This is a genomic window from Flagellimonas okinawensis, from assembly GCF_029194005.1.
GTDB classification, from domain to species: Bacteria; Bacteroidota; Bacteroidia; order Flavobacteriales; family Flavobacteriaceae; genus Flagellimonas; species Flagellimonas okinawensis.
Genome location: NZ_JARFVA010000004.1, coordinates 55,386 through 68,681 on the forward strand (window position 1 = coordinate 55,386; position 13,296 = coordinate 68,681).

Consider the following 13,296-nt stretch of genomic DNA (forward strand, 5'->3'; position numbering starts at 1 on the left):
CCTATTTTTTACGATAGGATAAATAGGTGAAAGCGTACTTATGTTTCTCATCCTTCGGATGATATTCTTCGTTTACCAACTCCCATTGCGCTTCATCAATCTCGGGGAAAAAGGCATCTGCCTCAAAATTTCCATGGACCCTGGTAAGTTCAATGTCCGTGGCTCTATCCATGGACTGTTTGTATATTTCACCGCCCCCTATAATAAAGGCGGTTTCGTTCTCCTCCACCAAACCTATGGCATCCGCCAATGAATGCACAATGGTACAAGGAAATTTCGGGCTATAGTCCTCATCTCTGGTAATGGCTATATGTTCACGGTCGGGCAAAGGTTTTGGGAAACTCTCGAGGGTCTTTCTCCCCATAATTATTTTATGCCCAGAGGTTAGGTTTTTGAAGCGTTTAAAATCGTCCGGAAGGTGCCATACCAAATCGTTGTCCTTTCCCAAGGCATTGTTTTCGGCCGCCGCCGCTATAATGACCAATTTCTTCATTGATCTTTTTTTTTATTGATTTTGGATAGCGGAAAATCCGTCTCGATCTCCTTTTGGATATCGCCAATGCGTTTTTTTTGGAGGTTTACCAAACGTTCACGTTGCTGGCGTTCCCAGTTTTGTCCCATAAATTTATGTGTGACAAATACGTTAAACACATGAAGAAGAAGCAAAAAGGCCCAGAAAAGAATTATCCAAATGGCCCAATCATAGGTCTCACCGTATTTGAGTACCTTGTTGGCAAGCAATAGAAAAATACTGCCTATCAAAAAAATCACAAAGTGTGAGAAGAGCCTTTTCTTTTGTTTGATGCGCTTGTGGGCATGCTCCAAAAGCTCGTGCTGCTCCAAATCGATTTCAGTTTTGTTCTTTTTACCAAATGACAACATGGAATGGCTATCTTTATCAACAAAGATAGTTGAATTGTATCCAAATTGAACGACATGCAGAACCTAAGAAAAAAATTCCCTGTACTTAACCAATATATTTACGCCAATACGGCTTCCGCCGGGCTATTGAGCGAAGATCTAATGGAGTGGCGACAAGGTCACGACCTCGATTACCTGATCGGAGGAAGTGAGATGAAGAACAAGGGTTTTGCCCACATGCCCGAAATCAAAAAGACGGTTGGTAAATTTTTTAATTGCAGATCGGAGAATGTGGCTTTGGTGCCCAACTTTAGCCTAGGGTTCAATTTATTGTTGGAAGGTTTGCCAAAGGATAAAAAGGTATTGCTCGTAAATAAGGACTATCCTAGTGTCAACTGGCCGTTCGAGACCAGAAATTTTAAACGGGACTATGTAGATGCGGATGAGCACATGGAAGAGCACATCCATGCCAAAGTTAAAAAGAGAGATATCGATGTACTTGCACTGAGCTTGGTGCAATGGGTGGATGGGGTACGTATTGACTTTGATTTTCTGAAGGATTTGAAAAGGGAGTTCCCCGACCTTATGATTGTTGCCGATGGTACCCAATATTGTGGTACGGAGCCTTTTGATTTTGAGGCCTCGGGAATCGATATTTTGGGGACAAGTGCTTATAAGTGGATGTTGGCAGGTTATGGCAACGGTTTTTTTCTGGTGAAGGATGGAGCAATGGAGCATTTTGATCTTAAAGGTATTGGGAACGGTTCTGTTGATAACGATGCCTCCAAACGCAACAGCATCACGTTTTGCAAGTTTTTGGAACCAGGCCATTTGGATTCCTTTAATTTTGGAAGCTTGGAATTTGCCGTTGATTTTTTGGACGACATTGGTCTGGACAATGTACAGGCGCAACTGCAAAAGCTGTCAAAACGAGCGATGTCCGCCTTCTCGGAACTCGATTTGTTACAGCCCGCTATTGCCAAAAGAAAACAGCACAGCACCATCTTTAATGTTAAGGGGGACGAGAAACTATTCAATAAGCTAACCGAACAAAATGTAGTGGCCTCACCAAGGGGCGGAGGCATACGTTTGAGTTTTCATTTTTACAATACCGAAGAGGAAATAGATGTTATAGCAACACTTCTAAAGCGCTGGGCATCAAACTAATGATTGGTAAAAAAAGATGTTTATAATTGATAAAAGTAATCCTTTGATTAGGCAGATTTTATCAAATTGATAAATCGATTCTAACTAGTTGTAAGTGAATGGTTTTATATATTGTTTTGTCCTGAAATTTAAAATTTTGGTACCATGGCAATTAAAAAACAATACTTAAAAAGTAAGCCTGTCTGCAAAGTGACTTTTACCGTACCTGCAGATGAGGCAAAAACAGTTGCTGTAGTAGGGGACTTTAATAAATGGAACCCGAAAAAGAGCACTTTGAAGAAATTGAAGAACGGAACTTTTAAAGGCACGTTCGACCTACCTGTTGAGAACAGCTACGAGTTTAGATATTTAATAGACGGCAGTTATTCCAATGATGGTGAAGCCGATCGTTACCAGTGGAACGATTATGCCGGCACCGAGAATGCCGTTTTGGAAATATAAATTACCTGATCCGTCATTGGTTTGCCCCAAAGCCAATGGCGGTTTTTCTTTTTTGTTGGCAGAAGTGGTGCTATTTTGAAAAAATGGAGGTGTCTATTTCATCAAAAGAGGTGATTACATCATAATTCCATTTGCTGTAATCATTTTCGGCCGAATTCACGATAATTATTTTTTTGGCCTTGGAATTTTCAGCAGCCAATATTCCTGAAGTCGAATCTTCAAAAATCAATGTTTCACTTGCATCGATTTTTAAAACTTCCATGGCTTTTAAAAAGATTTCTGGATGCGGTTTGCTTTTTATTTTTCCGTTGCTATAAACGATTCGGTCGAAGTCAAAATACTTCTCTAATTTTAAGTGTTCAAAATAGAACTGTAGATTGTAAAGGTCGGAGGCCGTTGCAATGGTGAATGGGATTTGTATTTTTTCCAGATAATCCAAAAAGTCCAAAACTCCCGGGGCCAACTCCATTTTTTCTTTTAAACAGAGCGTCTGGTAAATATCCTCTTTTTCTATGCTTAAGGCTTGTATATCCGATTCAGATAAATCTTTGGAAAATAGGTTGGACATGATTTCGGCATTGTTTTTACCATGGATTTTAAAGTTTTTTTCTTCGTCCGTAAGTGCAAATGAATGCCGATTTAAAAATATGTCCCATGCTTGATTGTGCAAGTGGGTGTCAAAAAACAGAGTGCCATTAAAATCAAATACCACACCTTTTATCGCCATAAAGTTCAAATTTGATGAATTATCCGCCCGTTAAGACAAGTTTGGTCTATTTTGTCCAGTAATCCACAACAGTGACATCATCAATGTGTGGCCCGGCAATATCGCCAAAGGCGACATGGTCGGGGTGGGTAAGATATGTGTCGCGATCGGCCTCGCTATTAAAAGTCAAAAAGAAACAGTGGGTAAGTCCTTTATTCAGGTTTTCTGGGCTATTGTTCTTTCCCCATTCATATCCTTTTATTTCGGAAATTTTCGAGGGCAATTGATTGAATGCCTCCTCAACTTGTTTTATATTATCATCACTGGATGTCTCTTTAAACTTGAACAAGACTACATGGCGTAATATAGGGCCTGATTTATCTTCTGTTGTTTCCACGGTTACTTCCTCTTTTTCGATGATTTCTTTTTTGGTTTGGTTCCCGCAGCTGGCGAATAAAAGAGCGGCAAAAAGGGTGATGAAGGGTTTCATAGAGCTTTGATTTTAAGAGATTGCCGTTTTCATTTGGAGAAGTTGTTTAATGGTCTACACGGCCACAACACCTTTTATATGAGGATGCGGATCGTAGTTCAAGAGTTCAAAGTCATCAAAGGTGAAGTCAAAAATATCTTTGACCTCAGGATTCAATTTCATAGTGGGCAAGGGGCGGGGGTCACGGCTCAATTGCAGTTCCACTTGCTCCATATGGTTATTGTAAATGTGGGCATCGCCAAAGGTGTGGATAAAGTCTCCAGGTTGGTATCCACATACTTGGGCCATCATTAACGTGAACAACGCATAGGAGGCAATATTAAAAGGTACACCTAAAAAGATATCGGCACTACGTTGGTACAACTGACAAGAAAGTTTGCCATCGGCCACATAAAACTGGAAAAATGCATGACAGGGCGGGAGAGCCGCCTTTCCATTGGCGACGTTTTCCGCAAACGAAACCGATGTGTCCGGTAATACGCTTGGGTTCCATGCCGAGACCAGCATCCTGCGACTGTTCGGGTTGTTTTTCAATGTTTCCACCACTTCTTGGATCTGGTCTATCTCCTCGCTGTTCCAATTGCGCCATTGGTGCCCGTAAACAGGGCCAAGGTCCCCGTTTTCATCTGCCCATTCGTTCCAGATACGAACGCCGTTTTCTTGCAAATAAGCAATATTGGTATCCCCCTTTAAAAACCATAAAAGTTCATGGATAATTGATTTAAGGTGCAGCTTTTTTGTAGTCACCATAGGGAATCCCTCAGCAAGGTCGAACCTCATTTGATAGCCAAAAACACTCAACGTTCCTGTTCCTGTGCGATCTCCTTTCTGGTTTCCTTGCTCCAACACGTGCTTTAGAAGGTCATGGTATTGTTTCATGCTGTTTGTTTCGTTAACGGTGTTATATCGAGTGGTATTCCGTTTGTTGAAAAATGTATCGATAAATCGGTTTTCGATACAAAATCCTTTTAGGATTTCACTCAAACTGACATGTTTGTTTTTTAATTGTCATTTCGAACGAATGGAATGAGGAGAAATCCAAGACAACTCGACCTCCCTATCGACTACGCTCAATGTAGTAGCTCAATATGACAATAAACTAATCCATCGAAATTACTTCAATAAACAAGTTTATGGAATAGAAATTCAAAAGACTTATGAAGACTTTATTAACGGTGAAAAAGGATCTTTTACTTTACCTTTCTACCCTAGAATCATTCCTGCGATGGTAGCCGAAAGCAATGATGCCAAAGACCCGCCCAAAACGGCTTTCATACCAAAAGAGGAAAGCACTTTTCGTTGACCGGGGGCCAATGAACCAATGCCACCAATTTGGATACCGATCGAAGCAAAATTGGCAAAACCACAAAGCATATAGGTGGCCATAATAACAGATTTGTTGTAGGTGAAGTGAACACCGCTTGCCACATTTTTTAGGTCTGCCAATTGAATGTACCCGACAAATTCGCTGGCTGCCAATTTAATCCCTAGTAACTGTCCCATAAGCATAATATCCTCATTGGCGACCCCAATTAGCCACATTAATGGCGCGAACACGGTTCCCAATATCGCTTCAAGGGAAAACTCGCCATATGGGGAATTGGCGGCTATCCAAGTGTTCAATGTAGTGATATCTCCCAGCCATCCCAAAATCCCGTTGATCATGGCTATAAAAGCTACAAATACCAACAGCATAGCTCCAACGTTCAATGCGAGCTTAAGGCCTTCGGTGGTGCCATTGGCGATAGCGTCCAAGATATTGGCCCCGATTTTTTCCGAAGAGACTTCTACATCTGTATTGACCTTTTCGGTCTGTGGATATAGGATCTTGGATATGACAATTGCTCCTGGTGCGGCCATCACCGATGCGGCCAAGAGGTGTTTGGCGAATACCAAGCGGAGCTCTGGGTCGTCACCTCCCAAAAAACCAATGTAGGCGGCCAGTACCGCTCCTGCTACGGTGGCCATTCCACCTACCATTACCAGCAGTATTTCGGATTTGTTCATTTTTTCCAAATAGGCCTTGATCAGCAGCGGTGCCTCGGTCTGTCCCAGAAATATATTTCCTGCCACAGAAAGGCTTTCCGCACCCGAAATACCAAGTGTCTTGGAGAGTAGCCACGCCATCCATTTTACCACCACCTGTATCACACCCAAGTAGTAAAGAACGGAGGTCAAGGCAGAGAAAAATATGATGGTGGGAAGTACTTGAAAAGCGAATATGTACCCAAAAGTATCCATATCTACGACCAATCCCTCAAACAAAAATTGGCTGCCTGCTCTGGTAAAGTCCAGAATGCTCACAAAAATACTGCCTACCTGCTCAAATATGTATTGAACAAATGGAACTTTAAGTACACCTATAGCTATCAAAACCTGTAGGGATAGCCCTATGCCCACTGTTTTCCAGTTGATGGCCTTTCTGTTGGAACTGAACAAAAATGATATTAGAATAAGTACGGCCATACCCAGTGCGCCTCGTAAGAAAGTGCTGAACGTAAATCCTTGGTTAGGAATGATTTCGGCTGTTTGGGCAATTGTCGTTTCCTCCACAATGGTAGAACCAATGGCTACGTTAAGGGAATCTGCTGGCAATGAATTTTGGCCGAAAGCGACCGAACAAACGAATAAAAGTAGTAGTAAACTCTGGGTCTTTTTCGCCATGTAAGTGGTTGTTTATTTGCGCTTGGAAATTTCATCCCTCAATTTGGCAGCCTTTTCGTAGTCTTCGCTGGCCACTGCCTTGTCCAATTCTGTGTTGAGTTCCTCAAGGGACATTTCTCGGTACCCATGGGTGTCCGAACCGGATTCTATCTCCACGGTCTCACCTTCTTGAAGAATCTCATCGACCATAATGCTATCATCTTCATCTTCTTCCTTTTCCTTGGACGAGAATTTTAAGAAGATTCCTGCTTTGTCCAAGATGGTCTTGTACGTAAAGATGGGTGCATTGAACCTCAGGGCAAGGGCTATGGCATCGCTGGTACGCGCATCGATGATTTCCTCTTCGTTTTCACGCTCACAAATAATGCTGGAGTAAAATACACCATCGACTAGTTTGTGAATGATTACTTGTTTGACCACAATTTTGAACCTGTCAGCAAAATTTTTGAACAGGTCATGGGTCAAAGGTCGGGGCGGTTTTATCTCTTTTTCCAATGCAATGGCTATGGACTGTGCCTCAAAAGCTCCTATCACGATGGGAAGTTTACGGTCGCCTTCCTCTTCATTTAAAATAAGGGCGTACGCGCCATTTTGTGTTTGGCTGTATGATATCCCCTTAATTTTTAATCGTACTAAACTCATATATCTCCTCCTAAAGCAAAAGGGCCGTTCAAATAAGTGGCCTTACCAGTTATCTGAACAGCCCCTTGCAATGGGCAAATTAACAAAATTTAAGCGTTTTGGGCTTTAAATTCTTTTAATTTTTCGATGAGCTCGGGCACTACCTCAAAGGCATCGCCGACTATTCCATAATCCGCTGCCTTGAAGAAGGGAGCTTCAGGGTCGTTGTTGATGACCACTTTAACCTTGGAGGCATTGATCCCTGCCAAATGTTGAATGGCTCCGGAAATTCCTATGGCGATATAAAGATTGCTCGCTACAGGTTTTCCTGTCTGTCCCACGTGCTCGCTATGTGGACGCCACCCCATATCGGAAACGGGCTTAGAGCAGGCCGTGGCGGCTCCAAGTACATCCGCAAGCTCTTCTACCATGCCCCAATTCTCCGGACCTTTGAGACCGCGGCCTCCAGAAACCACGATATCGGCATCTGCGATGGTAGCTTTACCTACGACACGGTCGACTTCAACAGATTTTACACTGAAGGCATCGTCTGCCAATGATGGGCCAAAATTTTCAACGGAAGCTGAAACATTGCTTTCAACTACGCCGAAAGCGTTGCTGGAAACTCCAATGACTTTAATATCCGAGGTTATCTCCGTCAAGGCGAAACCTTTATTACTGAAAGCTGTTCTTTTTACTACAAAAGGAGAGGTGCTTTCGGGTGCTGCCACTACGTTGGGCACATAACCCGCGCTTAATTTGGCACTAAGGATAGGAGCTAGGAATTTACTGTCGGCACTGGAGCTCAATACAATTACTTTTGTGTCCTCTGCCTTGGCCGCTTGTGCCAATACATCTGCATAGGCCTTGGCGTTGAAAGTTGTCAAGGAGTCATCCGATACCTTTAGAACTTTGGAGACCCCATAGGTTCCCAATGAAGCATCGTCCTCTGCATTAAATGAAACCGCTGTTACGGTAGTGCCTAGGTCTTGGGCCACTTTATGTGCGTAAGAGGCCACTTCGAAGGCGTTTTTTTTGAATTTTCCCTTAAGGGATTCTGTATATACTAATACTGACATAATTTTTTGATCTTGTTTAGATAACTTTTGCTTCGTTGTGCAGTAAATCGACCAATTCCCCGACATTGCCAGCATCAACTAATTTTACTGGTCCTTTTGCAGCCGGTTTTTCGAATTTTTTGTCCTGTGTTGCCTGTGTGGCATCAACTGGCTCCACAACATTCAATGCTTTTTTACGGGCCATCATGATGCCTCTCATGTTTGGGATCCGTAGGTCACTTTCCTCGACCAATCCTTTTTGTCCGCCGATTACCAAAGGCAAGGAAGTGCTTATCTTTTCTTTACCTCCGTCGATTTCACGGATGGCAGTTGCGGTATCTCCTTCGACATCCAGAGATATACAGGTGTTCACGAAGTTCATGTCCAACAAGGTTGCCAACATCCCGGGAACCATGCCGCCGTTGTAGTCGATGGATTCCCTTCCTGCGATAATGAGGTCGTAGGCTCCGTTTTTCACCACTTCGGCCAATTGTTGGGCCACGAAAAAGCCATCGATAGGTTCAGCGTTCACCCTAATGGCTTCATCTGCACCTATTGCCAATGCCTTCCTTATGGTGGGCTCGGTCTGTGGGCCTCCCACGTTTACCACGTGGACGGTTGCGCCTTGTTTTTCTTTGAACCACATGGCACGTGTCAATCCGAATTCATCGTTTGGATTAATAACAAATTGGACCCCGTTTGTGTCAAACTTGGTATCCCCTTCCGTAAAATTGATTTTGGAAGTAGTATCCGGTACGTTGCTTATGCAAACTAAAATCTTCATATATACTTAAGGTTTATGTCTTCAAATATAAATATAAAATCCGAAATTTATTATGCATGCATAATAAATTTTGTTCTTTTTTTGGTTTTGCCCCGACTGATTTTCGGGTAGTTTTTGCTATTTTTGCTTGCGTTTTTAAGCAGACTATAACTATTTAGTACGATTCAATGAAAACATTACAATTTAGGGAGGCAGTAGCCGAGGCTATGTCCGAAGAAATGCGAAGAGATGAGAACATTTACCTGATGGGCGAGGAGGTGGCCGAATACAACGGTGCTTACAAGGCTTCCAAGGGCATGTTGGATGAGTTCGGACCGGAGCGTGTTTTGGATACCCCAATTTCAGAACTTGGTTTCGCCGGTATCGGTGTAGGCTCTGCAATGAATGGCAATAGGCCTATTATAGAATTCATGACATTCAACTTCTCTTTGGTGGGAATTGATCAAATTATAAACAACGCTGCCAAAATTCGACAAATGTCCGGTGGACAGTTCAATTGTCCAATTGTATTTAGGGGTCCTACGGCTTCTGCGGGACAGTTGGCCGCAACACACTCCCAAGCTTTCGAAAGCTGGTATGCAAATACGCCCGGATTAAAGGTAGTGGTGCCATCAAACCCTGCTGATGCAAAAGGTTTGTTGAAATCGGCTATTCGTGATGACGATCCTGTAATTTTTATGGAATCTGAGCAAATGTACGGTGACAAAGGAGAGGTGCCGGAAGGAGAGTACACTATTCCATTGGGTGTTGCGGATATCAAGAGAGAAGGTACGGACGTGACCATTGTTTCCTTTGGAAAAATAATTAAAGAGGCCTATAAAGCTGCCGATGAGCTGGAAAAGGAAGGTATCAGTTGCGAAATCATCGATTTGAGAACTGTTCGTCCTATGGACCATGATGCTATTCTTACTTCCGTAAAGAAAACAAATAGAATGGTGATCTTGGAAGAGGCTTGGCCTTTTGGTAACGTAGCTACCGAAATTATCTACCATGTCCAGGATAAGGCCTTTGATTACTTGGATGCACCTATCGTGAAACTGAACACTGCCGATACTCCAGCACCATATTCGCCAGTACTTTTGGAAGAGTGGTTGCCCAACAGCGATGATGTAATCAAAGCTGTTAAGAAAGTGTTATATAAGCTATAGAATCATATTTGTAAGGTATATTAGCCCTGTCAACCTAGTTGACGGGGCTTTTTTTAGGGAATATTTTTTGATTAGAAATTACTTTGAACCAAATTTGACCTGAATTGAACGGGATCAATGCATATGCTGTTCCCTAAGTCCCTTACATCTGCCTATGAAAAGAATCCTTTCTGTTTTTTTTCTACTATTTATTGCCTGTGTTTCTGCGCAGACCAAGATCGAGGGGGTAGTTACCGATGATACCGGTATGCCCATTGCCTTCGCTAACATCATATTTGTTAATTCATCAGAAGGTACCATTACCAACGATAATGGTCACTTTTATATGGAGTCGGATGAAACCTATGATGCCATCAAGGTATCATTTATTGGTTACGAGACCATGGAAATACCCTTGGAACAAAAGGTGACCTATGGAATGGAAATCGTACTTGCGGAATCTGCCGAACAACTGGATGAGGTGGTCATTTATACAGGAAAGCAGTCAAAAAAGAACAATCCCGCTATTGATATCCTGCGAAAGATCTGGGCAAAAAAGCGGGAGAACGGTGTGCGCAAGTTCAAGCAATATCAGTACGACAAGTACGAGAAGATAGAGTTCGATCTAAATACCATCGATAGCGCACTGATCAAGAGCAAGTTGTTCAAGGGATTGGAATTTATGTTCGAGGATTTGGATACTTCTCGCATCACAGGAAAGACCTATCTGCCCATGTTCTTGAACGAAACCTTTTCCAAGGTATACGGAGACAACGAGTTGGATAGGGAAAAGGAGGATGTATTGGGAAACAAAAACTCTGGATTTAGTGGCAACCAGTCCATAACGGCTTTTGTGGAAGATCTCTATTCCGATTATGATATCTACGATAATTACCTCAAGTTTTTTGATAAAAGTTTCACTAGCCCGTTGTCCAAGACAGGGGTGGATGTATATAATTATGTACTGTCCGACAGTACTTATATAGACAATAAATGGTGTTATAACATTATTTATTACCCCAGAAGGAAGAACGAACTCACCTTTAAAGGTGATTTTTGGGTGAACGATACCACCTTTGCCATCAAGAAAATAAATATGCAGGTCACCAAAAGTGCCAACATTAACTGGGTAAAGGAAATCTACATTGAGCAGGATTTCGAGGTAGTCAGCGATTCGGTCTTTTTGTTGAAGAGGGACTATATGCTGAGCGATTTCAGCTTTTCAAAGAAAGAGGATTCAAGGGGTGTGTATGGCAAACGCACCACCGTTTTTGATAATTACAACTTTAATAATCCAAGAACCGAAGAATTTTACAAAGCGGTTGCCGATCCATACGATCCACGTGTTTTTTCCCAGGACAGTGTTTTCTGGAAAAATGCCAGGTTGGAAAGTCTTAACGAGGACGAATCAGGTATATTCAAACTATTGGATACCTTGAAAACAGTGCCCAAATTCCGGACCTATTATGATATTGTGAGTGTTTTGGGATCTGGCTACATAGAAATCGATAAATGGAATATTGATATAGGGGATATCTACAGCACCTTCGGCTATAACGATGCGGAAGGTATTCGTTTAAGGGCTGGGGCCCGTACCTATTTTGGGCAGAACGACATGTGGCGATTGGAAGGTTACATGGCGTACGGTTTCAACGATCGGAAATTCAAGCATGGGTTTTCGGGCAAGTTTTTGCTGGACCGTAAGAATAGACTTATTATTTCCGGAGGGAACCGACGGGATATTGAACAGTTGGGACTGAGTTTAACCAGTACCAATGATGTCATGGGCAGGAGTATCGCCTCGTCCTCTTTGGTCACCGTGGGTTCCAATAATAGGTTGACCAACATAAACCTATCCACCCTCAATTTTGAGATGGAACCGGTTAAGAATTTCAGAATAGATTTAGGCGGGTCCTTTAGGACTTTAAGCTCTGCTCTACCTGATGCATTCAGTTTGGATTATGTGGATGTGGATTCACCAACAGGAATAGCTTCCGAGGTAAAACAATTCGACCTAAGTACAACCTTGATCTATACTCCGGGAAAACGGACTATTGGTTATGGTGTGGAGCGTTCCAATATCAATGACGACTACAGTACCTTGGTCTTGAAATATACCAAAGGTGTGGATGGTTTCCTGGAAAGTGATTTTGATTACGAAAAGCTCCAGTTTTCTTATCAACAGCCATGGCAAATCGGCGGGTTTGGCCGGTTGACCAGTAGCGTGGAACTTGGTAAAACCTTCGGCACTGTGCCATTGGGTCTTTTAAGTGTGATCCCGGGAAATCAAACACTGTTCTCTCTGTACAATGTATTTCCCAATTTGGATTTTTATGAGTTTGTTACGGACACCTACGCTACGGTCCATTTGGAACATAACTTTAATGGCCGTCTGTTTTCGCGAATCCCCCTATTGCGTAAACTCAATCTCCGTGAGATTGTAGGGGTAAGAGGGGCATGGGGTCAATTGTCCGAAGAGAACATTGCCTTGAGTGCTCCGACCAACATTCCTTTGATGGCGCCCGAGGACCAAGTCTATTGGGAGTACTCGTTAGGTGTGGGCAATATTTTCAAAATACTTCGGATCGACTTCAATTTTAGGGGTAATTACCTAGAAAATCCAGATGCAAGAGCATTTGGGATTACCGGAACTTTCGGATTTAGCTTTTAAATAGCACGAAACAGGCAATTTATGCCGTCTATTCCAGTTATACTGGTTATTTTTGCATAATAAATATATATCACTAACATGTCTAAAAAACCACGTATTACCTTTGATGTACTGGTAGAAATCCCCAAAGGTAGCAGAAACAAGTACGAATACGATTTTACCCTTAACAAGATCCGATTTGATAGAACCTTATTTTCCTCGATGATGTATCCTGGAGATTATGGCTTTATCCCTGAGACCTTGGCCTTGGATGGCGACCCACTGGATGTATTGGTTCTATGTACCGAGCCGACCTATCCTATGGTAGTTGTTGAGGTTAAGCCAGTCGGGGTTTTTCATATGACCGACGAAAAAGGTCCGGATGAAAAAGTAATCTGCGTACCGGTTTCCGATCCTATCTGGAGCAAAAGGGACGACATCAGTGAATTAAATCCACACCGTTTGAAAGAGATTGAACACTTTTTCCAAGTGTATAAGGATTTGGAAGAGAAGAAAGTAGATGTTGGTGGCTGGGGAGATGTCAATGAGGCCGTAAAAATCTATCATGAATGCGTTCAACGTTACGAAGATAGCGAGCATAAAAAACGCAGAGCATACACGATATAGATTACATAATAATAACTTTAAAAAAATGCGCTTTTAATAATTAAAGGCGCATTTTTTTTATTACTTCGTATTTTATTACATTAGCTGGCATTAAAAAATT

The 13,296-nt window shown here is 42.3% G+C and carries 14 protein-coding genes; 5 read left to right on the forward strand and 9 right to left on the reverse strand.

All coding sequences use genetic code 11. The annotated features are described in order from the left end of the window. Nucleotide 1: 1 nt before the first annotated feature. Nucleotides 2-493: a dihydrofolate reductase gene (locus PY091_RS12280; RefSeq protein ID WP_275649963.1), complete on the reverse strand. Its 492-nt coding sequence runs from the start codon at nucleotides 491-493 to the stop codon at nucleotides 2-4. Further along, nucleotides 490-882: a 2TM domain-containing protein gene (locus tag PY091_RS12285; RefSeq protein WP_275649964.1), complete on the reverse strand. Its 393-nt coding sequence runs from the start codon at nucleotides 880-882 to the stop codon at nucleotides 490-492. The genes PY091_RS12280 and PY091_RS12285 overlap by 4 nt, the downstream gene beginning before the upstream one ends. 54 nt (nucleotides 883-936) lie before the next feature. Between PY091_RS12285 and PY091_RS12290 the strand changes: the two genes are divergently transcribed. Together PY091_RS12290 and PY091_RS12295 are read left to right on the forward strand one after the other, a co-directional pair. Then, nucleotides 937-2,028, forward strand: a complete 1,092-nt coding sequence (locus PY091_RS12290) for an aminotransferase class V-fold PLP-dependent enzyme (RefSeq protein WP_275649965.1) — start codon at nucleotides 937-939, stop codon at nucleotides 2,026-2,028. A gap of 144 nt (nucleotides 2,029-2,172) precedes the next feature. Then, entirely contained in the window at nucleotides 2,173-2,469 is a 297-nt protein-coding gene (locus tag PY091_RS12295) for an isoamylase early set domain-containing protein (protein ID WP_275649966.1), read from the forward strand. A gap of 70 nt (nucleotides 2,470-2,539) precedes the next feature. On the opposite strand, the gene PY091_RS12300 is transcribed toward PY091_RS12295, so the two are convergent. The 7 genes from PY091_RS12300 to PY091_RS12330 all read right to left on the reverse strand — a co-directional run bounded on the left by PY091_RS12300 (nucleotide 2,540) and on the right by PY091_RS12330 (nucleotide 8,792). Continuing rightward, on the reverse strand, nucleotides 2,540-3,196 hold the full coding sequence (locus PY091_RS12300; protein WP_275649967.1) for an HAD family hydrolase: 657 nt from the start codon (nucleotides 3,194-3,196) through the stop codon (nucleotides 2,540-2,542). Between the two features lie 46 nt (nucleotides 3,197-3,242). Continuing rightward, nucleotides 3,243-3,665 (reverse strand): Dabb family protein, encoded by a 423-nt coding sequence (locus PY091_RS12305; RefSeq protein ID WP_275649968.1) that lies wholly within the window; start codon nucleotides 3,663-3,665, stop codon nucleotides 3,243-3,245. Nucleotides 3,666-3,719: 54 nt separating this feature from the next. Further along, nucleotides 3,720-4,544 (reverse strand): thymidylate synthase, encoded by an 825-nt coding sequence (locus tag PY091_RS12310; protein WP_275649969.1) that lies wholly within the window; start codon nucleotides 4,542-4,544, stop codon nucleotides 3,720-3,722. A gap of 324 nt (nucleotides 4,545-4,868) precedes the next feature. Further along, nucleotides 4,869-6,329, reverse strand: a complete 1,461-nt coding sequence (locus tag PY091_RS12315; RefSeq protein ID WP_275649970.1) for a NupC/NupG family nucleoside CNT transporter — start codon at nucleotides 6,327-6,329, stop codon at nucleotides 4,869-4,871. Between the two features lie 12 nt (nucleotides 6,330-6,341). After that, entirely contained in the window at nucleotides 6,342-6,971 is a 630-nt protein-coding gene (locus tag PY091_RS12320; RefSeq protein WP_275649971.1) for a bifunctional nuclease family protein, read from the reverse strand. A gap of 89 nt (nucleotides 6,972-7,060) precedes the next feature. Further along, nucleotides 7,061-8,029, reverse strand: a complete 969-nt coding sequence (locus PY091_RS12325) for an electron transfer flavoprotein subunit alpha/FixB family protein (RefSeq protein ID WP_275649972.1) — start codon at nucleotides 8,027-8,029, stop codon at nucleotides 7,061-7,063. Between the two features lie 16 nt (nucleotides 8,030-8,045). Next, nucleotides 8,046-8,792 (reverse strand): electron transfer flavoprotein subunit beta/FixA family protein, encoded by a 747-nt coding sequence (locus PY091_RS12330; protein WP_275649973.1) that lies wholly within the window; start codon nucleotides 8,790-8,792, stop codon nucleotides 8,046-8,048. A gap of 167 nt (nucleotides 8,793-8,959) precedes the next feature. Between PY091_RS12330 and PY091_RS12335 the strand changes: the two genes are divergently transcribed. From PY091_RS12335 to PY091_RS12345, 3 genes are all read left to right on the forward strand, one after another. After that, the gene (locus PY091_RS12335) at nucleotides 8,960-9,940 is read left to right on the forward strand and encodes a pyruvate dehydrogenase complex E1 component subunit beta (protein WP_275649974.1); all 981 of its coding nucleotides are present in this window, start codon (nucleotides 8,960-8,962) and stop codon (nucleotides 9,938-9,940) included. Between the two features lie 154 nt (nucleotides 9,941-10,094). Continuing rightward, nucleotides 10,095-12,590, forward strand: coding sequence for a DUF5686 family protein (locus PY091_RS12340; protein ID WP_275649975.1), 2,496 nt, complete (start codon nucleotides 10,095-10,097; stop codon nucleotides 12,588-12,590). 78 nt (nucleotides 12,591-12,668) lie between these two features. After that, on the forward strand, nucleotides 12,669-13,196 hold the full coding sequence (locus tag PY091_RS12345) for an inorganic diphosphatase (protein ID WP_275649976.1): 528 nt from the start codon (nucleotides 12,669-12,671) through the stop codon (nucleotides 13,194-13,196). Nucleotides 13,197-13,296: the final 100 nt, after the last annotated feature.